We start from the raw sequence: 21,739 nt of genomic DNA on the forward strand, positions 1-21,739 counted from the left end.
CCGGGACCTCAGTAGGCAGCGGCGGGAGCGCCCGGCGCGACGGGCTCCTCCCGCAGCGCGTTCAGCCATTCGGACGCGCGGCCCGTCATCAGGGCGATGTCGGACGCGACGGCCGCGTAGTCATAGCCGTAGCCGACGAACCGGCGCACCATGTCCGGGTTCGGGCCCACGATGCCGATCGGCTTGCCGAGCTCGGACGCCGCCCTGGCGGCCTTCGCGATCAGCGCCTGGACGTCGGGGTGGGCGATGTTTCCGATCTGCCCCATCGCCGCCGCGAGGTCCCCCGGCCCGACGAACAGGGCGTCGATCCCCGGGACCGCGGCGATCTCCGGCAGCCGCTCGATGGCTTCCGGCGTCTCGAGCTGCACGATGACGGCGACCTCGTCGTTCGCGCGCTTGAGATAGTCCGCTGCGCGGCCGAACCGCGAGGCGCGGTGCACGGCCGCGACGCCGCGGATCCCCTCGGGCGGATACTTCGCGAACGCGACCGCCCGCCGGGCCTCCTCCGCGGTCTGGACGAAGGGAAGCATGATCGTCTGGGCGCCCGCATCGAGCACGCGCTTGACGAGCACCTGGTCGTTCCAGGCAAGCCGCACCACCGCGTCGGCCGGCGTGCAGCCGATGGCCCGCAGGATGTGGGCGAGGTCGGACACTTCGATCGGCACGTGCTCCATGTCGACGACGAGGAAATCGAAGCCGCCGCAGCCCAGCGCCTCCGCGGTCGCCGGCGCCGCCGCCATGAGCCAGGTGCCGAGGGGCGGCCGGGCCTCCGGGCTCCGCAGCCGGCGCTTGAAGCGGTTCTCGATGTCGGTCATGGCATGTCCTCAATAGATCGGCGGCTCGGCCACCGGCCCGGGAGCGCTCAGGAAGTCGAAATCGCAGCCCTGGTCCGCCTGCGAGACGTGGCGCTGGTAGAGCGCGGCGAAGGAGCGGCCGTAGACGGGCGCCGTCGGCTTCCATTCCGCGCGGCGGCGCTCAAGCTCGGCCTCGTCGACCTTCATGTCGATGCGGCCGGCCTCCACGTCGAGCTCCACGATGTCGCCCGTCCTCAGGAGCCCGAGGGGACCGCCCACGGCGGCCTCGGGCGCCACATGCAGAATGCAGGTTCCGTAATGGGTCCCGCTCATGCGCCCGTCGCAGATGCGGACCATGTCGCGCACTCCCTGCTTCAGGAGCTTCTTCGGGATCGGCAGGTTGCCCCATTCCGGCATTCCGGGCGCGCCGACAGGCCCGGCGTTGCGGAGCACGATCACCGTGTTCTCCGTGATGTCGAGATCGGGGGCGTCGATGGTCCGGTTCATCTCGGCGGGGCTGTCGAAGACGAGCGCCGGCCCGGAATGCTTGAGAAACTTCGGGCTGGCCGCCGAGGATTTCATGACGGCGCCGTCGGGCGCGAGGTTGCCGCGCAGCACCGCCAGCGTCTTGCCCCGGGAGAGCGGCACCACGGGATCGTCCTCGCCCCGGATGACGTCGTCGTTCCAGCACTCGGCCCCGGCGATGTTCTCGCCCAGCGTCCGGCCGTTCACGGTGAGGGCATCCAGGTCGAGATGCCGTTCGAGCTTCCCGAGCAGCGCGCGCAGCCCGCCTGCGAAGTAGAAGTCCTCCATCAGGTACTCGCCGGACGGGAAGAGGTTGGCGCAGACCGGCACCCTGGCCGCCATGTCGGACATGTCGTCGAGCGTCAGGCCGACGCCCGCCCGGCGCGCCATGGCGATGAGATGCACGGCGGCATTGGTGGAGCCGCCGAGCGCCATGTAGGTGACGAGGCCGTTGCGGAAGCTCTTCGCATCGATGAAGCGGGAAGGCTTCCAGTCCTGCCAGATCATCTCGACGATGCGCTCGCCGCAGGCCGAGGCCATGCGGGGATGCCCGCTGTCGGCCGCCGGGATCGAGGAGGCGCCCGGCAGGGTGAAGCCCATGGCGTCCACGATGGAGGTCATGGTCGACGCCGTTCCCATGGTGTTGCAGGTCCCGATGGAGCGGGTCATCCGGCTTTCCAGGTCGATCCAGTCGTCCCGGGTGATGTTTCCGGCCCGGAGCTCGTCCCAGTATTTCTTGGTATGGGTGCCCGCCCCGGTCTTCTGCCCGCGCCATTGCCCGTTCGACATGGGGCCGGCCGGACAGAAGATGACGGGAATGTCCATGCTGATCGCCCCCATGAGCAGCCCGGGCGTGGACTTGTCGCAGCCGCCCAGCAGCACGGCGCCGTCGACGGGATGCGAGCGCAGGAGCTCCTCCGCCTCCATGGCGAGGAAGTTGCGGTAGAGCATCGTGGTGGGCTTCACCATCACCTCGCCGACCGAGAGCGCCGGCAGCTCCACCGGATAGCCGCCGGCCTGCCAGACGCCGCGCTTCACGGCCTCCGCGCGGTCGCGCAGGTGCGAATGGCAGGGGCTCAGGTCGCTCCAGGTGTTGATGATGGCGACGACCGGCTTTCCGAGGAACTCCTCCCGGCGCAGGCCCATCTGCTGCGTGCGCTGGCGATGGGCGAAGCCGCGCATGTCGTCGGACGCGAACCAGCGCTGGCTCCGCAGCTCCTCGATCGTTCGGCGTGTCATCTCGATGATCTCCTCAACCCTTGATCCCGCCGGAGGTCAGGCCGGACACGACGCGCTCCTGGAAGATCACGATCAGGACCGCGACGGGCACGATGCCGACGACGAGCGCGGCGGAAATCACCGGCCAGGGGAAGGCGAACTCGCCCTGATAGAGCGTGATTCCGACGGGGAGCGTCCGCAGCATGGGGTTGGAATTGAACGACAGGGCCAGCAGGAACTCGTCCCACGCATTGACGAAGGCGAGAATGCCCGCCGTGAAGACGCCCGGCGCCGAGAGCGGAACGACGATCTTGAACAGCGCGCCGATGCGCGTGCAGCCGTCGATCATCGCCGAGTTCTCCAGGTCCCGGGGAATGCCCTCGAAGAACGAGACCAGGATGAGCGTGCACACGGGCAGGCTGAGGACCGTGTAGGGCAGGATGAGGGCCACCCAGGTGTTGAGAAGCCCGAGCGCCCGCATGATCTCGAAGAGGGGGACGAGCAGGGTGACCAGGGGAAACGTGGACACGGCGATGATCGCCGACAGGATGAGGTCCCGCCCGCGGATCTGGAGCCGGGCCAGGGCATAGGCCGCCAGCACGGACACGAAGAGCGTCAGCGCTGTGGAGAGGATCGCCACCATGAAGCTGTTGAACAGGAACAGGATCAGGGGCTGGTCCGTGAAGGCGCGCAGATAGTTCGCGAGGGTCGGCGCATGCGGCAGCCAGGTGATCGGCTTGGCGGTCAGTTCCGTCTCGGTCTTGAGCGACGTGAACAGGATCCAGAGGGCCGGGAACATCCCGTTCACGACCAGGATGAAGCCGATCAGGATGCGCAGCGGCTTGCCGGAAAGGAACGAGCGGTTGTCGGGCGTGTCGCGGTTCATGGCTGTCACCCCTTGGCCCGGATCATGCGCAGGTAGACCGCCGTCACGGCCATGGAGAGGGCGAACATGACGACCGCGAGCGCCGAGCCGTAGCCGAGATCGAGGAAGTCGACGGTGTTCTGGTGGATGTACATCGCGAGCGTCGCGGTGGAGGTGCCCGGGCCGCCGCGCGTCATCGTGAAGGGAATGTCGAAGGTCTGCAGCGCGGTGATGGTGCGGAAGATCAGCGCGACGACGATCGACGGCTTGAGCAGTGGCAGCGTGATCTCGAAGAACTGCCGGAAGCGCCCCGCCCCGTCCACTTCGGCCGCCTCGTAGAGCGAGTGCGGAATCGTCTGGAGCCCCGCGAGGATGATGAGCGCCATGAAGGACGACGTCTTCCAGACGATCGTCAGGCAGATCGCCGCGAAGGCCCAGCTTGCGGAGTTGAACCAGATCACCCCTTCGAAGCCGAGCCGGCGGAACACGTCGTTCACGACGCCGTACTCGGAATGGAAGAACCATGCGAAGATGAGGCCTGCGAAGGAGAGCGGCAGGGCCCATGGAATGAGGAGGGAGAGGCGAACCGGCCATTTCACCTTGAACGGCAGGTTCGCCATCAGGGCAAGCGCCATGCCGACGAGCAGCGCCCCCGGGACGGTGATGAGCGTGATGAGAACCGTGTTCCAGGTCGTTTCCCAGAAGACCGGGTCCTCCAGCATGAGGGTGTAGTTCTCGATCCCCGCGAACGTCGCGGGCGCGCCGGACGTCAGCGAGAGGTTGTGGAAGCTCGTCCAGACGAGCCGGCAGACCGGATAGACGATGATGAGCGCCAGCAGGAGCGCCGCCGGCATGAGAAGCAGGACGGCCAGGGTGCGCTCGCTCGGGTCGAGGAAGCGGACCCATCGCTTGGTCGCGTTCTCGTCCTGCCTTGCTGCCAGGGTTGTTTCGCCGGCGATTGCCATCGTCTTTGTCCTGTCGGTTTGCAGCGTCGGATGGGCGCCTGCCGGGCGCCCATCCGATGGCTCCCCTGCGCCGTCAGCGCAGAACGCGGCGCAGGCGGCCTTCCATCTGCGTCGCGCCTTCCTCGGGCGTCGCCTGGCCCGCGAGAACGCCGTTGATCGTGGTGCGGATGATCTCGCTCACCTCGTTGTAGCGAGGCGTCACGGGGCGGGCCTTCGCGGTCTCCACAACGGGACGCGCGCTGGCGAACCACGGAACGGCCTTCGTCACGTCCGGATCCGTGTAGACCTCCGGGAACTGCGGGAGCAGGGCGGCATTGATCGCCATGAACTCGGAGGTCTCAGGGCTGGACAGATACTGCACCAGCTTCTGCGCCTCGGTCTTGTTGTTGGAGTAGGCGGAGACGCCCCACTCCCATCCGCCGAGGCAGGAGGCGGGCTGCCCGCCCTTCACGGAGGGAAGCTTCACGACGCCGACCTTGTCCTTCACGGCGGACTCGGCTCCCTGGAACTGGCCCCAGGCATAGGACCAGTTGACCGCGAAGAGCACGTTTCCGGCCTGGAACTCCTTGCGGGTGTCGTCGGTGGCGACTTCCGCGATGTTCTTCTTCGCGACGCCCTGGTCGACGAAGTCCTTCCACAGCTTCAGGGACTTCACCGCCGCGTCCTTGTCGAAGGAGAGCTTGCCGTCGGAGACCAGCTGCTTGCCCATGCTCCAGTAGGGCAGGAGGAACGTGCAGACCGCTCCCTCGATCGCCTTGCCCTGGAAGGAGAGCCCCTGAAGATTCGGGTCCTTCTCCGCCTCGGTGATCTTCTTGGCGGCGGCGGCGAGCTCGTCCCAGGTCTGCGGCGGCTGGACGCCGTGCTTCTCCAGGAGATCCTTGCGGTAGTAGAGGAACATGGCATCCGCAAAGGCCGGCAGAGCCACGACCTTTCCGTCCACCGTGTTCGCCTCGGCGTAGGCCGGGAGATACCGCTTCATGTAGGCGCCGACGTCGCCGATCACGTCGTTGAACGGAACGGTCCATCCGGCCGCGGCGTATTGGGCCGGGCGGATCACGTCGAGGATCATGACGTCGAGGGAGGAATCCTTCGCGGTCATGACGGTGTTGAGGTACTGCGCCTGCGCCTCGGAGGTGTTGCCGCCGGTCTCGATGGTCACCTTCACGTTGGGATTCTTGGCCTCGTACATGTCGAAGGCCTTGCGCCACACGTCCGGGCGATGCTGGCTGGAGATGAAGACGCGCAGGTTGGTCTGGGCCATGGCCGCGCTTGCCGACAGCGTGACGGCCGCGCCCGCCAGGAGCAGCTTCAGGGTTCTGTTGAAAGTCATCGTTTCCTCCGTGGAACATGAGCGACGCCGGTTTCGTGCCGGCGCCTTCGTTGACCTGCGACGGTTAGACGAGAGCCCGCTCCGTTGCCGCGTCGAACAGGTGGATTCGCGAGGGGTCGACCCCGATGGACAGGGCCTCGCCGGGGGCGGGCCGCATCTGGGGGGCGACGCGTGCCGTGAGCGTGGACGGCCCGACGGCGAAATGAATGAGCGTGTCCGAGCCGAGCGGCTCGACGACCTGCACCCGGCCCGACACGGCATGGCCGTCGGAAGCCGGAACGAAATGCTCGGGACGGATCCCGACGATCACCTCCCGCCCCTCGAGGCCGCCGGCAGAGCCCGCTAAGCGGGCCCGAAGCGGAATCGCGGCTCCGCCGTCGAGCACCACGTCCCCGCCCCGGATGGTGCCTCTTGCGAAGTTCATGGCGGGCGAGCCGATGAAGCCGCCGACGAAGACGCTGGCCGGCGTGTTGTAGACCTCGTCCGGGGTGCCGACCTGCTCGATCTCGCCGCCCTTGAGGATGACGATGCGGTCGGCGAGCGTCATCGCCTCCACCTGGTCGTGCGTCACGTAGATGATGGTGGTGCCGATGGCCTGGTGGAGGCGCTTGATCTCGGTGCGGACCTGGCCGCGCAGCTTGGCATCGAGGTTGGAAAGAGGCTCGTCGAACAGGAAGACCTGGGGGCGGCGGACGATGGCGCGGCCCATGGCGACGCGCTGGCGCTGCCCGCCGGAGAGCTGGCTCGGCTTGCGGTCCAGAAGCTGCCCGATGCCCAGCATCTCGGCGGCCTGGGCGATCCGGGTCCTGATCTCGGCCTCCGGAACCCCGCGCACCTTCAGGCTGAAGGCCATGTTCTCACGGACCGTCTTGTGAGGATAGAGCGCGTAGTCCTGGAACACCATGGCGATGTCGCGCTCGCGGGGCGGCAGCTTGTTCACCACCCTGTCGCCGATGCGGATCTCTCCGCCGCTGATGCTCTCCAGCCCCGCCAGCATGCGCAGCGTCGTCGATTTGCCGCAGCCGGACGGGCCGACCAGCACGACGAATTCGCGGTCGGCGATCTCCAGGTCGATGCCCTTCACGATCCGAAGCGCGCCGTAACTCTTCTCAAGCTTACGGAAGCTGACCGACGACATGCTCCCTCCCTGTTACTGTGCGGCCCGAGCCTCCGGGAGCGCCGGCGCTCATGCCCCTTCCCGTCCGGAAGCCGCAGTCTTCCAGGCGAGGAGCGCTCATCATAGCGCTACGATGAGAACTTCACAAGCGGGGTCCGGCGACAATGTCGGGCCCGACCGAAAGCGGTCGGAAACCGCTCAAAACGGCCTTTTCCGCTTTGATCGTGGTCGTGAGTGCCCTATAGTGACAACATCATCTTCATCGTAGCGCTACGAAGTGGGAGCCGATGGACGCAGACAGCAGCAGCTTGCCGAACCGCAGCGTTCGGAGGCGTCGCAAGATGCAGCGGGTCACGATGATGGACGTGGCCAAGCTCGCTCGCGTCTCCCCCTCCACGGTCTCGCTCTACCTTCGCAGGCCTTCGGCCGTCTCCCCTTCGGCAGGGCAGGAGATCGACCGCGCCATCTCCACGCTGGGCTATGTCCCGAACCTCGTGGCGGGCGGCCTCGCGGCGGCCTCCTCGAAGGTCGTCAGCATCATCGTCCCCTCGATCCGCAATGCCTTCTTCGCCGAGACGGTCTCCGCCCTCCAGTCGGAGCTGGCCGCGGACGGCCTCCAGGTCCTTCTCGGCCACAGCGAGTATGCGGAGGACCAGGAGGAGGCTCTGGTGCGCACCGCCCTGTCATGGGCGCCGGCCGCCATCGTCCTGACCGGACTGTCCCACAGCGCAGGAACCCGGAAGCTCCTGCAGGCGAGCGGCATCCCCGTCGTCGAGATGTGGGAGCTCGGCGGGAAGCCGATCGACATGGCGGTGGGCTTCTCGCACCCGCAGGTCGGCGCGACGGCGGCCAGGCACCTCCTCTCGAAGGGGCGGCGCTCTCTCGCCTTTCTCGGCGCGCGCATGCAGGAGGATCACCGGGCCGAGAAACGTGCGAGCGGCTTTGCCGAGGCGGCCCGGGCGGGGGGCGTCTCGGCCTGCGAGGTCCTCAATCACCCCGGCGCGGCGACGGTGGAGGCCGGATCCCTCCTGTTGAACCGCGCCCTCCAGCAGGTTTCCGGCCTCGATGGAATCGCCTGCTCCAACGACCTCATCGCCCTGGGCGCCCTCTTCGAATGCCAGCGGCAGGGCATCGCGGTGCCGGACGAGATCGCCGTGATGGGCTTCGGCGACCTCAGCTTCAGCGCCTCGTGCATCCCCTCCCTGACGACCATCCGCCCCTCCGGGGAACTGATCGGCAAGGAGGTCGCCCGGCTGATCCTCGGCAGCATCCACGGCGAGCGGCCCGAAGGAGCCTCCCGCATCGTCGACACCGGCCACGTCCTGATCGAGCGGAAAAGCTCGTAGAGAAGGCTCGGCAGGGGCGGGAACGGGGCCTCCCGTCCGCAACCGGCATCGGCCGGTTACAATTTGTCGCCGAATGCCGACAAGGGGTGCCATTCCATCATACGTCGATGACATTGGCCTGCTTCACTGGGGATATTGCCATTCCGAGCCGGAGCATAAGCCATGCCTTCCCTTCGCACGGTCCCCTCGGCGCACAGACCGGCGCCAAGGCCCGTCGCGCCCCTGCCTGCCCCTCCGCCCGTGCCGCCGGCTCTGGAGGACCTGTTTTCCCTTCAGCCCATCGAGAGCTCCGCGGCAGGCACCGCCCTCTTCTGGGAAGAGGACGCGGCGGACCATGCCTTCCAGATCCTGGAGGGATGCCTGCGGCTCTACAGCATCCTGCCCGACGGGCGGCGGGCGATCACGGGCTTCGCATTCTCCGGCGAGATTCTGGGCCTCTCGTTCCGCGGCGCCTATCCCTACACCGCCGAGGCCATAACGGGCGTGCGCTTCCGCCGCCTGGGCCAGGGCCGGCTTGCCGCCGCAGGCGGCTCGGACGTCGTGCGCCCCCAGCTCCTCGCCAGGATCTACGACGAGATCTGCGCGGCGCAGCGTCTCGTCGTCATTCTGGGGCAGCTCAACGCAGAGGAGAGGGTGGCCAGCTTTCTGCTGTCGGCCGCCGTCCGCACCGGCGCCGACCGGGCGAACCCGGTGGCCATCGAGCTTCCCATGAGCCGCCTGGACGTGGCGGACCACCTCGGCCTGACGATCGAAACCGTATGCCGGGTGTTTTCCAAGCTGAAGCGGGACGGACTGCTCAGGACCGAGGGACGGCACAGGGTGCTGCTGCCCTGCATCCAGGCGCTGCGGGTGCTCGCGGGCGAGGAGAGCGGCACCACGCCTTCGCAGCCGAACGTGTCGGTTCGGCATGCGGCGGTCTGGCCGCAGCGGCCGGTCTTCGTATCCTGATATGGCGACCGGCGGGCAGCCGCCTGGCGGTGCCCGATCCGGCAATGTCGGGACAACCCTCCTAAACGAGCGGCCTCGTCGCGCCGCCGGGAAGCGGCCGCGAAAAATCCTGAAGCCCGATGCGCATTATTGATGTATGATGCATCATGCTGAGGACTTGAGTGCATTATGGTCTGTGCCGATACAGGGCAGCCTCCTCCTCTGATCCGCACACGCCGGACCGTCCAGGAAACCGGCGCCCCGGCGAACGGCCATGGAAGCGGCTGGTCCCAGCTGATCTTCGATCAGACGGTGATCGGAATCGAGCTGGTCGATCCCGAGGGGCGGCTTCTCGACGTCAACGCCACCCTCTGCGACATGCTGGGTTACGACCGCGACGAGCTGGTCGGGCGCGCCGTCGCCGATCTCATCCACCCGGAGGACCTGCCGCCGGTCAGGCTGCTGACCTCGCAGCTCCTCAAGGGAGAAATTCCGAAATACCGCATCGAGAAAAGGTACTTGAGAAAGGATGGAACCCATCTCTGGGTCCGCGTGACGTCCTCGCGCATCGAAACCTCCGGCAGCCCTGCCCACCGGCTCTCGATGGTGGAGAACATCAGCGACCTCAAGCAGGCGGAGGAAACACAAAGAATCAGCGAAGGGCGCTTCCGGACCCTCGCCGAACTCAGCCCTGACGGCATCCTCATCAATGCCGGCGGCCGGTTCACCTACGCGAACCGGGCCGCCCTGAGACTTCTGGGAGCACGCTTGCCCGAGGAGGTTCTCGGCCATTCTCCGTTCGAATTCCTGCCGCCCGAACGCCACGAACCGACGCGCGAGCGCATCGCGCTCGTCCTTCAGGGGCACTATGCCCCGATAATCGAGATGGACTTCATCAGGACCGACGGGTCGCGCATTCCCGTCGAAGTGACGGCCGGTCCGGTTTCGTGGGACGGAAGGGCGGCGGTCCAGATCCTCCTGCGCGATCTTACGGAGCGCAAGCAGCAGGAAACCGCCCGCCAGATCGTCGAGGCGGCGCTTCGGGCCCGGACCGCGGAGTGGGAGACCCTGGTCCAGACCGCCCCCGTGGCGGTGTGGTTCACGTACGATCCCGATCTGCGGGAGGTGAGGGCGAACCGGTTCGCGACCGAGCTGCTGGGCCTGCCGCCCGTCTACAATCAATCGCCCTCCACCGGCCAGCCCGTGGAGCCGCGGAATTACCGCCTCATGAAGAACGGCGTCCAGATCGTGCCGGAACAGCTCCCCCTGCGCCGGGCGCTGCGGGGAGAGGATGTCAGGGGCGAGGAGTGCGAGGCGCATTTCGACGACGGGCGCGTGGTCTCCCTGCTCTACAACTCGGCGGCGCTTCGGGGCGCAGGCGGCGAGATCATCGGCGCCATCTCCACCGCTGTCGACATCACGGCGCGCAAGCAATCGGAAGCCGCCCTGCGGGAGCGGGAGGCCCGCCTGCGCTCCATCCTGGAGACGGTTCCGGAAGCTCTCATCACCATCGACGAGGAGGGCACCATCGAGTCCTTCAGCCGCTCGGCCGAGGCCCTCTTCGGATACGGGGCCGAGGAGGTCATCGGCTCCAACGTGCGCATTCTCATGCCTCCCCCCTATCGCGAGCAGCACGACGGCTATCTGCGGCGCTATCGCGAGACCGGGCAGAGGCGCATCATCGGGATAGGGCGCGTGGTCAGCGCCCTCCGGAAGGACGGAACGGTCTTTCCGATCGAGCTCGCAGTGGGCGAAGTCCGGGTCGGGGACCGGTCGATCTACACCGGCTTCATCCGCGACCTCACGGCGAGCCAGAAGATCGAGCAGCAGCTGCGTCAGGCCCAGAAGATGGAAGCGGTCGGGCAGCTCACCGGCGGCATCGCCCACGACTTCAACAACCTGCTCACGGTGATCCTCGGCAATCTCGAGATGCTCGAGCTTCACCTGGAGAACGACCGGCAGCTGAATCTCCTGAGGGAGGCGCGCGAGACGGCCGAGCATGGCGCCAAGCTGACCGAGCACCTGCTGGCCTTCGGCCGCAGGCAGCCGCTGCAGCCGAAGGTCGTCGACGTCAGGCGCCTGCTCGACGACATGATGCCGCTTCTCAAACGGACGCTGGGCGAGGCCGTCCAGGTGAAGAGCCGCTTCGAAAGCGGCCTCTGGAGCGTTCTCGTCGACCCGAACCAGCTCCAGAACGCGATCCTGAACCTTGCGATCAATGCGCGCGACGCCATGCCCCGCGGCGGCAAGCTCACGATCGCGGCGCAGAATGCGGAACTGGACCAGCACTACGCCGCCAACGAACCGGAGGTGCACGCGGGCCGCTATGTCATGATTTCGGTCAGCGACACCGGCGTGGGCATGACGCGGGAAGTGCAGGAGCGCGCCTTCGAACCGTTCTTCACGACGAAGGAGGTCGGGGCCGGGAGCGGCCTCGGCCTCTCCATGCTCTACGGCTTCATACGGCAGTCGAACGGCCATGTGGCGCTCTACAGCGAGCCGGGGCATGGCACGACGATCCGCATGTACCTGCCGAAAGCCATGGATTCGGAGGACGCCGCAGGGGAGACTCCGGCGGCCGAATCGCCGCAGGACTTCCTGGGGCAGGGCGAGACCGTTCTGGCCGTCGAAGACGAACCGCGCGTCAGGCGCACCCTGGTCGCCCGCCTCCAGAGCCTCGGCTACAAGGTCCTCGATGCCCCCAACGGACAGGCCGCCCTCGCGGTCTTCGAGGCCAACCCGGGAATCGACCTCCTTTTCACCGACATGGTCATGCCCGGCGGCATGACCGGCCTCGATCTCGCGAATGCCGTCCGCGAGAGACGCCCGGACATCGGCCTCCTCTTCACCTCGGGCTATGCGGAGCCGGAGGACCTCGTGCGCGGAGACATTTCCGCCATGCGGTGGCTGAGAAAGCCTTATACGACCCTCGAACTTGCGCGGACGCTGAGAGAGATCCTCGACAGGCGGAATGCCTGCGAGCGCCGCCCGCCCTGAACAGGTCCCGGACCCGACCCGGTTGCCGCTCCCGGCAGGAGGCCGGCTGCGCCATGCCGGCGCCGCTTTAAAGCCAGGATTGTGGGTTCTGATGGACGCGCCCATGAGGCCGTTTCGGGAGACGCTCTCCATGACCCTTTTCAGCGACCGTGAACATGCATTCGAGGAGATGTTCGCCCACGATCAGGAGGCGCGCTTCAGGGCGCTGGCGCGCCGCAACAGGATGCTCGGAGAATGGGCGGCCGAACGACTCGGCCTCAAGGGGGACCAGGCGGCCGCCTACAGGAACGAGATCGGCCGGAGCGTCGTCGCCTCCGTCGTCGACGAAAGCCTCGTCAAGCGGATCGCCGGGGATTTCGAGGCCTTCGGCCTTGCCATTGCGCCGGAGCAGATCCGCGAGAAGATGGCCGAACTGATGACGGCCGCGACGGAACAGGTCCGCGCGACCCCCTGGTAGGAAGCGGCCGCTCCGCCACCGTCACGCTCCGGCGGGGCACGGACCGTCCCGTGCCTTGCGTCGATCCGCAGGCGATCGCTGCAGCCGTCAGCGCTCAGAGTTCGACGGTTCCTTCGAACCCTCGCGCCCCAGCTCTCCGTCGATGCTCCTCATGTAGATCGCCATCACCCTGCTCACCTGCGAGGAATAGTCTCGGACGCACTCCCCGAGCCAGCGGGCCTGGATGTCCGCGGTCCGGGCGGGATCGCGGCTGCTCTGCAGATCGCGAATAAGATCCCGATCCTTCTCCAGACGCTTCGACATGAACGCGACGAACTCTCTCTGGCACTCTGCCGTCGCGCTCAGCCAGGCTTCCAGGCCGTTCGCAAGAACGGGACCGTTCCCGCCCGGGAACGGCAGGCCGGACAGGGTAAAGGTGTGCGATGCGGATTTGTTCACGGTCGGCATGATCGTCGTCCTTTCCGTCGAATCAAAACGAGAGCGTTGCTTTCACCTGCTGCAGGCGGGCGATGGCGGCATCGGCGTTCCGTCGAGCGGCATCGTCCCGCGTTGCCTCGCGGATGGTTTCCATGCGCACGATTTCCTCCTCGAGGCTCTCGCGCGAGAGTTCCTCGGGCGGCAGGGCGCGTTCCGCCAGAATGGTCACGCTTCCGCCGGTGACCTCCGCGATGCCGCCGCGCACGAAGGCGCGGTGTCCATGCCCCTGCACGTCGGTGACGACGATGATTCCCGGCTGGAGCGCGACGATGGCCGGTTCATGGCCCGACATCACCGTCATGTCGCCCTCCGACCCCGGCATCATCACCGCCCGGACCGCGCCGGAGAAGAGAATCCGCTCCGGGGACACCAGTTCGAACAGGATATCGGCCATGTCGTCTCCTCCAGAGGTTCCGCGCCATCAGTAGAGTTGCGGCACGACGTTGGCGGCAGGCAGGATCTCGTCCGCTCCCTTCGGCCGCGGCTCCGCCTTCGGGATGCGCGGCAGGTCGACGCGCACCTTCTCGTAAGGAATCCTGCCGAGCATGTGGGCGATCAGGTTCAGCCGAGCCCGCCGCTTGTCGTCGGCAGGGACGATGAACCAGGGGCAGTCCGGCGTATCGGTGCCGCGCAGCATGTCCTGGTAGGCGAGAGTGTAGTCCCACCACCGGCGCACGGACTCGGTGTCCATCGGGCTGAGCTTCCAGTGCTTGACCGGATTGTCGATCCGGTCGGCGAAGCGGCGGCGCTGCTCGTCCTGGCTCACGTCCAGGAAGTACTTGAGGAGGATGAAACCGTTGTTCACGAGTTCGCGCTCCACGGCCGGGGCGAGATGCATGAAGCGCTCGTACTCCTTTTTCGTGCAGAACCCCATGACCCGCTCCACGCCCGCGCGGTTGTACCAGGAGCGGTCGAACAGGACGACTTCCCCGGCCGCCGGAAACTGGGCGATGTACCGCTGCATGTAGAGCTGGCTCCTCTCGCGCTCGGTCGGCGCCGGGAGCGCCACATGCCGGAAGACCCGCGGGCTGACGCGCTGCGTGATGCGGCTGATCACGCCTCCCTTGCCGGCCGTGTCGCGTCCTTCGAAGACCACGATGATCCGGGCTCCCGTGGCCTTCACCCATGCCTGCAGGCGAACGAGTTCGATCTGGAGCCGCTCCAGTTCCTCCTCGAAATCCTTGCGCTTCATTCTTTGAAGCGGAGGAGCACCGTTGTCGTTCGTCGGATTGTCCTTCTCCCTGGCGGATTCTCTGCGACTCATGTCAGTTCTCCTGTCGAGAATCTCTCCTCTTCCATGTCTCTGCCGAGGCAATGGGATCCGAGATTCTCATATGAGAAGGCCAGTCTCATGCCGCACTCTCCCTCGTGGAGACGTCGGGTCGAACAGCGGTTCGATGCAAATCATCCGGGACGATCAGCTCCGCGTCCGTCGCGGCAAGAACCTCCGCAACGCTGACACCTTCGGCAGTCTCCACCAAAGTTGCATGTCCGCCTGGAAACGCGATGACCGCTAGCTCTGTCACGACAAGATCGACAGGACGTATCGCTGTCAGCGGGAGCGAACAGCGTTTGACGATCTTCGATTTGCCTTTCGCGGTGTGCTGCATGGCCACCACAACACGTTTCGCACCTGAAACTAGATCCATGGCACCGCCCATACCTGGAATCATCTTTCCAGGGATCGTCCAATTCGCGAGAAGGCCCTTCTGGTCCACCTGAAGTCCCCCGATCACCGTAAGGTCCAAATGCCCGCCCCGGATCAGGGCAAAAGAGAGCGCACTGTCGAAGGTTGCTGCGCCGGGGAGCGCCGTCACAGGCCTCCCGCCTGCGTCCGTCAGCCAGGGAACGGCCATTCCTTGCTCAGGAATGGGACCTGTTCCAATCAGGCCGTTCTCAGACTGGAAGAGGACGTGGATCCCGGGAGGGACATAGTTTGCAACCAGTGTTGGGATACCGATGCCGAGGTTGACGAGCATTCCGTCGCGGAGTTCCTTGGCAATGCGTCTGGCAATGACTTCCTGCGGCTCCATGGTCTCACCTTCTTGCGATGAGGTAATCGACAATTGGCGCAGGCGTCATGACATGGTCCGGAGCGATCACCCCAACCGGTACGATGTTGTCGACATGCGCCAGAACAATGTCTGCCGCCATTGCCATGATGGGATTGAAATTACGCGCTGTCAGTGCATAAGCGAGATTTCCCATGTAATCCGACATGAATGCACTGATGAGCGCAAAATCGGCATGAAGTGCGACTTCCAATAAATACTCCTGTCCCTCGATGGCGATCTTCGTCTTGTTTTCCTCAACCACTGTGCCAACTCCGGTCTTGGTCAGAATGCCGCCGAGGCCGCAGCCGCCCGCGCGGATTCTCTCGACAAGCGTTCCCTGCGGGACAAGATCGACTTGAAGAGAGCCATCCAGCATCTTGCGTTGGGTTTCCGGGTTGAGGCCGATGTGGCTGACGACGGCTCTGCGGACGAGATCCGCCCCAATAAGCTTCCCGACTCCGATGCCGGGCGAGGCCGTGTCATTTGCAACCACGGTCAAGTCCCGCTTCTGCTGCCGCACCAACTCGTCGACCAAAGGCTCCGGTGTGCCGATTCCCATGAATCCTCCGATCATGAGCGTCGCCCCTGATGGGATCATGGCGCAGGCCTCTTCGAGCGGGATCGTTCTCATGTCACAGCTCCGCCGTTCTGACGCGTTCCCAATCCCGGATCAGCGTGTAGGCCACCGCGAGCAGGATCGGCCCGATGAACACTCCGAGAAGGCCGAAGGCGATGATGCCGCCCAGCACGCCGAGGAAGGTCAGGATGCCCGGCATCCGGGTGCCGCGTCCGATCAGGTAGGGGCGCAGCACGTTGTCGAGGTTCCCGACGAAGACGCCGTTCCAGACGAGAATGAAGACCGCCCACCCGGTCTCGCCCGTCGAAAGGAGCCACAGGGCCGCCGGGAGCCAGATCAGCGCAAGCCCGAAGGGAACGAGCGTCAGCACCATGGCGAGCGCTCCGAGGACGAAGGCACCCGGAACGCCGGCGATCCGGAAGCTGATGCCGAGCAGGATGGCCTGCACCAGGGCCGTTCCGAGAACGCCGTTGGTCACGCCCGATATGGTGGAACCGGCGACCTTCAGCACGTTCCGGGCCCGCCAGCCGCCGATGCGGACGAGGCCCTGCTCCAGGCGCTTCTCGGCCTGGGGGCCGTCACGGTACAGGAACAGCGCGAGGACGATGGCCAGGACGATCTGCGCCGTGCCGGCCAGGAGCGCGGTGCTCTGGCGCAGGGCCCAGTCGCGAACGGGACCCACATAGGGGGCGATCGCGTCTCCGAGACCGGCGCCCTGTTGCGACGCGGCGGTCCATATCCGCTCGGCTTCGAAACCGACGAAGGGGATCTGCCCGACCCACGTCGGCGGCGGGACCCCGCGCTCGATGGCGCCGCGAACCGCCTCGCTGAGGCGCGCCACGTTGTCGGCCAGAGTGCTGCCGAGGACGACGATCGGAACGGCGAGGATCAGGACGATGGCGGCCGCCATGATCAGGGCGGCCAGGGTGCGTCGCCCCTTCAGAACGGCTTCCATCCTGCGGAAGAGAGGCCATGTCGACACGCACAGGACGACGGCGAGGAAGATCGCGGGCAGGAAGGGTCTGAGGATGAGAATGCTCCCCGCCACGAGCGCGAGGACGAGGGCGAGGCCCAGAACCTTCTCGACGAGACTGGCTTCGAGCGCGCTGCCGCTACCGGGCGTCCTGAGTTTCGCGTTCGTTCCAAGCGCGCGCATCGTTCAGGCCATGATGCTGAGGCCGCCGTCCACGTAGACCGTCGTGCCCGTGATCCTTCGCGCGAACGGGGTCGTGAGATAGGCGGAGGTGAGGCCCACGTCGTCGATGTCGACCAGCTCGCCGAGCGGCGCCCGCTCGGCGGCCTCGGTCAGCAGGACGTCGAAGTCCTTGAGCCCGGATGCGGCGCGGGTCTTCAGGGGGCCCGGCGAGATGGCGTGGACCGTGATGTGCTTCTCGCCGAGCTCGTAGGCAAGATAGCGGACGGTGCTCTCGAGGGCCGCCTTGACCGGCCCCATGAGATTGTAGTTCGGCACGACCCTGTTGGCGCCGTAATAGCTCATCGCGAGAAGGGTCCCGCCCTGCGTCATCAGCGGCTCGGCGAGGCGCGCCATGCGCACGAACGAATGGCACGATATGTCCATCGCCACCCTGAAGCCGTCCTGGGAGCTGTCGATCAGGCGGCCCTGCAGATCCTCCTTCGGAGCGAAGGCGATGGAGTGAAGCGCGATGTCCAGGCTGCCCCACTCGCTGCGGATCCGGTCGAACACCGCTTCGAGCTGCCCGCCCTGCGCCACGTCGCAGGGCGCGAGGATGGACGCGTCGAGCTCTCGCGCCAGCGGCTCCACGAAGGGCCGGGCTCTCTCGTTCAGGTATGTGATCGCAAGCTCCGCGCCGAGCTTGCGGAAGACCCTCGCGCAGCCATAGGCGATGGAACGCTCGTTCGCGATTCCGAGAATCAGGGCGCGTCGGCCGCGCAGGATCCTGGATTCCGACGAGATGGAATTGAGTGCCTTCGCCTGCTCGTTCATCGGGAAATCCTCTTGCGCGCTGCCCCTCGATAGGAACCCTGCTGGCGGTGCGCCATGACGGCCTTCCGGCCCTGGCCTACCGCTTCGATGGCCGATCCGTCGCCGAGCAGGTTTCTGAATGCCGCCACCATGCCCCTCTGGCTCGGGTCGATTTCGATGGCGTCCGACAGGCGATTGACGATGCGCAGGGTGAAGTCCCTGTCCTCGGGCGTGCGCAGGAGCTTCGGAAGCGTCGCGAGCGCCTGCTCCGGCTCGTAGTTGACGATGTAGGACTGCTCCCTGATGACCTCGCGGGCGAGGTCGGCCGGCATGTCGAGAAGTCCCACATCCTTGCCGACGAGTTCGCGGACCTGCTTCATGGAGGAGAGCCTGCGCGGGCGAGGGCCCGCCTTCTGCAGGAGGAGCGCCATGCGCACGAGCGCCTTCGTGCGTCCTCCTTCCTCGATCCGGGACAGGGCGTTTCTGATCGGTGCGGCCTCCCTGGCCGGCAGTCCCGCCCCTTCGGCCTCCGCCTGCCCGGCGCCCGCTCCCAGGAGGGCGGGAACGGCATAGGTCTGGTAGAACATGTGCTCCACGGACGCGTCGCGCAGGTCCCTGAACAGGTCCCAGGACGCCGAGGTCACGGCGGCGCACCAGCGCTCCGTCGCCGCCGAAAGGCCGCTCTCGTCGCGCGGCGCGCGGCTCGCCCGGGCGAGGTCGGCCCATCGGCCGAGGGAGGACAGGAAAGGATTGATGTCGGACACGGCCCACCGCTGCAGCCGCTGCGGATGGAGGGCCCGCCGGACGCTTGCTCCGGCCGGTGTCGCCGCCGCGGCGATCCACGGATGCAGGAAGGTTTCATAGGCCATCGCGCTGACGTCGGAGGCAGCCTTGACGACCTGGAACGGGATCTCGTCGCGTCGCCCGAATTTCTGCAGGACCTGAAGGTCTTCCACCCGCCGCTCCGTGAGAACGACGTCGTAGAGGATCTTCCCGCTTTCCTCCCGCTCCTCGATCTGCATGCCGTAGAGGCCCGGAGGAAGGTGCTCGATATAGCCGATCAGATCGACGATCTGCGCGTGCTCGCGTCTGGCCACCTGGCCGGAGACGAAGATGCCGAGATGGCCGACGCTCTTGTGGATCAGCCCGACGATGACCTGTCCGTTGGCCTTGAGGTCCTCCGTCGTCGGATAGAGGTCCGCAACCCAGTTGAAGGCCTGCTGGGGCGGCGTGATGTTGTCGCCGAGCGAAGCGAACAGCACGATGGGGGAGCGGATCCGGCGAAGATCCAGGGCTCGCCCCTCCGACCATTCCACCTGGCCGCTCGCCAGCTTGTTGCCGACGAAGAGGTTCTCGACGATCCACTTGATCTCGTCGCGCCCCAGAAGGAAGAATCCCCCCCACCAGCGTTCGAACTCGAGGAAGCGCTGCGGTTCCGTGTCGATCTTCGAGAACAGGGTGTAGTACTTGTCGAAGAAGGTGTTGGCCGGATTGAGGTACTCGAAGTTGTCGACGAGATACGCGCCGTCGAAGAGGCCTGCGCCGAGATCGCTCGCGAGCAGGGCCGGCCAGACGCCGCCGAGCATGCCGCCCGCATAGCGCATCGGGTTCTCGCCGTCGTTGCCGGCCCAGTAGGACATGGGCGCGCCGTTGATGACGATCGGCCCCGGCAGGTCCGGGTCGACGGCTCCCACGAGCATGGCGGCCCAGCCGCCCTGGCAGTTTCCGACCAGGACGGGCTTGCGCGCCTTCGGATGTCGCTCCCTCACGATGCGCAGGAACTCCGCCTCCGCACGCGACACGTCCGCCAGGGTCTGACCGGGAACGGGCACGGGATAGAAGATGACGAAATAGACCGGATGACCGGCCGCGAGAGCGACGCCGACCTCGGAATCCTGCTTGAAACCGCCGATGCCGGGGCCGTGCCCGGCACGCGGATCGATGATGACGAAGGGCCGCTGATCGGGATCGGTGACGGTTCCCTCCGGCGGCTCGATCTGCACGAGTGCGTAGTTCACCGGCCTGTCGAAGGTCCGGCCATCGGCGATCGGCTTCCAGGGAAAATGGAGGAGCGGCGGCTTGCCGGCCTTTTCGTGGTCGATCCAGTTGTTTCCGCGCTGCCGGAGCGTGTCCCAGAACAGCAGCGTCCGCTGGGCGAAATCCTGCCAGTAGGCGCTCATGTCGCGCCAGGCTTCGGCGGGATCGGGAATCCTGGCCACAACCTCGGACCACGCGCAGCCGGCAGCAACGGTGGCATCCATGTGGCGCTGGAGAGCCGCCTGCCATCTTTCCTGAAAGACCTGGCCGATCTTCGCCTCGACTTTTCCGAGATCGGCCGGCACACGCCGACCCGCTTCCTGCCGCGCCATACCGCTCTCCGGTTTCGAAGGATTGTCAAGGACCGTCATTGCTTCGTCTCGCCCCAGACGAGGAACAGGCCGACATCGCCCGGAAGCCCTCCGGGCCACTCGACGATGGTCGCCTTCAGCCGGTAGCCGGCATCCTTGAGATGATCACGCCAAAGCTCGTAGGCCTGGCGGGGCCGCCCCGTCAGGGTCTCGGGCCAGGACGGCTCAGAATTGTTGATGGCCCTTCCGCGATCGCTGCAGAGATCGACGGGGAACCGCATCGCCATGAGCTCCGTCTCTCCCCGCTGCGCGGCGGTGCGCAGCTTCTGCAGCAGGGATTGCGTGATCGCCTGCAGCCGCTCGCGGGAGAGATCGATCGGTTCGGACAGCGTCTTGACGAGATCCTTCCGCGCCTTTCCCGCACGATCCATGGAATCCAGGTCATTGGACGCCCGGGCCATCTGCACGTCCGTCATGTACTTTCGTAGCTCGGCCGCGGACATGAAGGTTTCGTCGCCGAGTTCGGCATGGCTTTGCGGTGTCCCAGTGTGCGTTTCCTGCACGCTCATGGCGATGCTCCTCCGTTCAGGATGCCAGCTGGCGCTTTCCGGCACTCACGACGGAGTGCACGTGCCGCGCAATGACGAGTTCCTCGTTCGTGGGGATGATCCAGGCGGCGGGACCGCGCTCTTGCGTGATCCGCGCGTCGTTCCGGTCGTTCGCCGCCGCATCGGGCTCGAAGCCGGCCCATGCGAGGCGGGCCAGGACGTCGGCGCGCGTCTGCCGGTCGTTCTCGCCGATGCCGGCGGTGAAGACGATCGCGTCGATTCCGCCGAGAGCGGAGACCATGGAGCCGACCTCCCGCGCGATGCGATAGACGAAGAGATCGATGGCTCTGCGCGCATCGGGGTCATGGGGTGCGTGCTGGCGCAGGGTGCGCATGTCGTTGGACAGCCCGGACACGCCCAGAAGGCCCGACTTCGTATAGAGGATGCGTTCGGCCTCCTCCGTGCTCAGCTTCATGTCCCGGAGCATGTAGAACACCACGCCCGGGTCGACCGCCCCGCAGCGCGTGCCCATGGGCAATCCGTCCAGCGCCGAAAAGCCCATGGTCGAGGCGATGCTCGCTCCGCGGCTCATGGCGCACAGGCTCGCCCCGTTGCCGAGATGGGCGACCACGACCCGTCCCTCGGCGAGCTTCGGATCGTATGACGCGAGCACGGACGAGATGTACTCGTAGGACAGGCCGTGGAAGCCGTAGCGCACGACGCCCTTCCTGGTCATCTCGCGGGGCAGGGCGAAGAGCTGGGCGATCTCCGGCTGGTTGCGGTGGAAGGCCGTGTCGAAGCAGGCGACTTGCGGAATCTCCGGGGCACGCCGGTGCAGGATCCTGATGGGCTCGAGATTATGAGGCTGGTGAAGCGGAGCAAGCGGCTCCAGCTTCTCGAGCCTCTGCAGGACGCTCTCGTTCACCAGCACGGGACCGGCATAAGCGGTTCCGCCGTGCACGACCCTGTGTCCCACGGCGGCGAGCGCATGCCCCGCCCGATGCTCGCGCGTCCATTTCACCAAGTGCGACAGCGCCTCCTCGTGGCCGAATCTCTCGTCGATTCCCCAGTGCGCCTCCGCGACGGGCGCTCCCGCGCGGTCCTTGACCAGGAAATGCGGCGCGCTGCCGAGCCCTTCGAACAAGCCGCGGTAGACGACCCTCGGATCCTCCCGGCCGGACGCCTCGAAGACCTGGAACTTCAGGCTGGACGACCCGGCGTTGAGGACCACGTAAACCGGCTTCATCGC

Annotated in this window: 20 protein-coding genes; 4 read left to right on the top strand and 16 right to left on the bottom strand. The window is 66.5% G+C overall.

Translation table 11 applies throughout. The annotated features are described in order from the left end of the window. Window positions 1-8 precede the first annotated feature (8 nt). The 6 genes from GDR74_RS00295 to GDR74_RS00320 all read right to left on the bottom strand — a co-directional run bounded on the left by GDR74_RS00295 (window position 9) and on the right by GDR74_RS00320 (window position 6,835). A complete protein-coding gene (locus GDR74_RS00295) occupies window positions 9-815 on the bottom strand; it encodes an HpcH/HpaI aldolase family protein (protein WP_152584424.1) in 807 nt (268 codons plus the stop codon). A gap of 9 nt (window positions 816-824) precedes the next feature. After that, window positions 825-2,558, bottom strand: a complete 1,734-nt coding sequence (gene araD / locus GDR74_RS00300) for an L-arabinonate dehydratase (protein WP_152584425.1) — start codon at window positions 2,556-2,558, stop codon at window positions 825-827. A 13-nt stretch (window positions 2,559-2,571) separates the two neighbouring features. Further along, complete coding sequence (locus tag GDR74_RS00305; protein ID WP_152584426.1) at window positions 2,572-3,423, bottom strand: carbohydrate ABC transporter permease; 852 nt, start codon at window positions 3,421-3,423, stop codon at window positions 2,572-2,574. Window positions 3,424-3,428: 5 nt separating this feature from the next. Beyond that, window positions 3,429-4,367 (bottom strand): carbohydrate ABC transporter permease, encoded by a 939-nt coding sequence (locus GDR74_RS00310; protein ID WP_152584427.1) that lies wholly within the window; start codon window positions 4,365-4,367, stop codon window positions 3,429-3,431. Window positions 4,368-4,440: 73 nt separating this feature from the next. Beyond that, a complete protein-coding gene (locus GDR74_RS00315) occupies window positions 4,441-5,697 on the bottom strand; it encodes an ABC transporter substrate-binding protein (RefSeq protein ID WP_152584428.1) in 1,257 nt (418 codons plus the stop codon). A 64-nt stretch (window positions 5,698-5,761) separates the two neighbouring features. Beyond that, on the bottom strand, window positions 5,762-6,835 hold the full coding sequence (locus GDR74_RS00320; protein ID WP_152584429.1) for an ABC transporter ATP-binding protein: 1,074 nt from the start codon (window positions 6,833-6,835) through the stop codon (window positions 5,762-5,764). Window positions 6,836-7,155: 320 nt separating this feature from the next. On the opposite strand from GDR74_RS00320, the gene GDR74_RS00325 reads away from it, so the two are divergent. The 4 genes from GDR74_RS00325 to GDR74_RS00340 all read left to right on the top strand — a co-directional run bounded on the left by GDR74_RS00325 (window position 7,156) and on the right by GDR74_RS00340 (window position 12,541). Next, complete coding sequence (locus tag GDR74_RS00325; RefSeq protein ID WP_246179810.1) at window positions 7,156-8,160, top strand: LacI family DNA-binding transcriptional regulator; 1,005 nt, start codon at window positions 7,156-7,158, stop codon at window positions 8,158-8,160. Window positions 8,161-8,322: 162 nt separating this feature from the next. Further along, window positions 8,323-9,108 carry a helix-turn-helix domain-containing protein gene (locus tag GDR74_RS00330; RefSeq protein WP_152584430.1) on the top strand — a complete coding sequence of 262 codons (786 nt, stop codon included), beginning with the start codon at window positions 8,323-8,325 and terminating at the stop codon, window positions 9,106-9,108. A 168-nt stretch (window positions 9,109-9,276) separates the two neighbouring features. Beyond that, window positions 9,277-12,084, top strand: coding sequence for a hybrid sensor histidine kinase/response regulator (locus GDR74_RS00335; protein WP_152584431.1), 2,808 nt, complete (start codon window positions 9,277-9,279; stop codon window positions 12,082-12,084). Between the two features lie 103 nt (window positions 12,085-12,187). Further along, a complete protein-coding gene (locus GDR74_RS00340) occupies window positions 12,188-12,541 on the top strand; it encodes a DUF1476 domain-containing protein (RefSeq protein ID WP_194164583.1) in 354 nt (117 codons plus the stop codon). Between the two features lie 87 nt (window positions 12,542-12,628). Here GDR74_RS00340 and GDR74_RS00345 read toward each other — a convergent pair whose 3' ends face one another. The 10 genes from GDR74_RS00345 to GDR74_RS00390 all read right to left on the bottom strand — a co-directional run bounded on the left by GDR74_RS00345 (window position 12,629) and on the right by GDR74_RS00390 (window position 21,736). Continuing rightward, complete coding sequence (locus tag GDR74_RS00345; RefSeq protein WP_152584433.1) at window positions 12,629-12,988, bottom strand: phasin family protein; 360 nt, start codon at window positions 12,986-12,988, stop codon at window positions 12,629-12,631. Between the two features lie 22 nt (window positions 12,989-13,010). Further along, window positions 13,011-13,412, bottom strand: coding sequence for an ATP synthase F1 subunit epsilon (gene atpC / locus GDR74_RS00350; protein ID WP_152584434.1), 402 nt, complete (start codon window positions 13,410-13,412; stop codon window positions 13,011-13,013). A gap of 27 nt (window positions 13,413-13,439) precedes the next feature. Continuing rightward, window positions 13,440-14,282 (bottom strand): polyphosphate kinase 2, encoded by an 843-nt coding sequence (gene ppk2, locus GDR74_RS00355; protein ID WP_152584435.1) that lies wholly within the window; start codon window positions 14,280-14,282, stop codon window positions 13,440-13,442. An 85-nt stretch (window positions 14,283-14,367) separates the two neighbouring features. Next, a complete protein-coding gene (locus GDR74_RS00360; protein WP_152584436.1) occupies window positions 14,368-15,051 on the bottom strand; it encodes a 3-oxoacid CoA-transferase subunit B in 684 nt (227 codons plus the stop codon). Window positions 15,052-15,055: 4 nt separating this feature from the next. Beyond that, a complete protein-coding gene (locus GDR74_RS00365; RefSeq protein WP_152584437.1) occupies window positions 15,056-15,703 on the bottom strand; it encodes a CoA transferase subunit A in 648 nt (215 codons plus the stop codon). A 1-nt stretch (window position 15,704) separates the two neighbouring features. Further along, window positions 15,705-16,805 (bottom strand): AI-2E family transporter, encoded by a 1,101-nt coding sequence (locus GDR74_RS00370; protein WP_152584438.1) that lies wholly within the window; start codon window positions 16,803-16,805, stop codon window positions 15,705-15,707. A 3-nt stretch (window positions 16,806-16,808) separates the two neighbouring features. After that, window positions 16,809-17,615: an enoyl-ACP reductase FabI gene (fabI, locus tag GDR74_RS00375; protein ID WP_152584439.1), complete on the bottom strand. Its 807-nt coding sequence runs from the start codon at window positions 17,613-17,615 to the stop codon at window positions 16,809-16,811. Beyond that, a complete protein-coding gene (locus tag GDR74_RS00380) occupies window positions 17,612-19,963 on the bottom strand; it encodes a DUF3141 domain-containing protein (RefSeq protein ID WP_152584440.1) in 2,352 nt (783 codons plus the stop codon). Before GDR74_RS00380 ends, fabI begins: the two co-directional genes overlap by 4 nt. A gap of 35 nt (window positions 19,964-19,998) precedes the next feature. Continuing rightward, on the bottom strand, window positions 19,999-20,511 hold the full coding sequence (locus tag GDR74_RS00385) for a hypothetical protein (RefSeq protein ID WP_152584441.1): 513 nt from the start codon (window positions 20,509-20,511) through the stop codon (window positions 19,999-20,001). A gap of 16 nt (window positions 20,512-20,527) precedes the next feature. Next, on the bottom strand, window positions 20,528-21,736 hold the full coding sequence (locus GDR74_RS00390; RefSeq protein WP_152584442.1) for an acetate/propionate family kinase: 1,209 nt from the start codon (window positions 21,734-21,736) through the stop codon (window positions 20,528-20,530). Window positions 21,737-21,739 lie beyond the last annotated feature (3 nt).

Origin of the sequence: Microvirga thermotolerans, from assembly GCF_009363855.1 — a bacterium.
Classification (GTDB): Bacteria; Pseudomonadota; Alphaproteobacteria; order Rhizobiales; family Beijerinckiaceae; genus Microvirga; species Microvirga thermotolerans.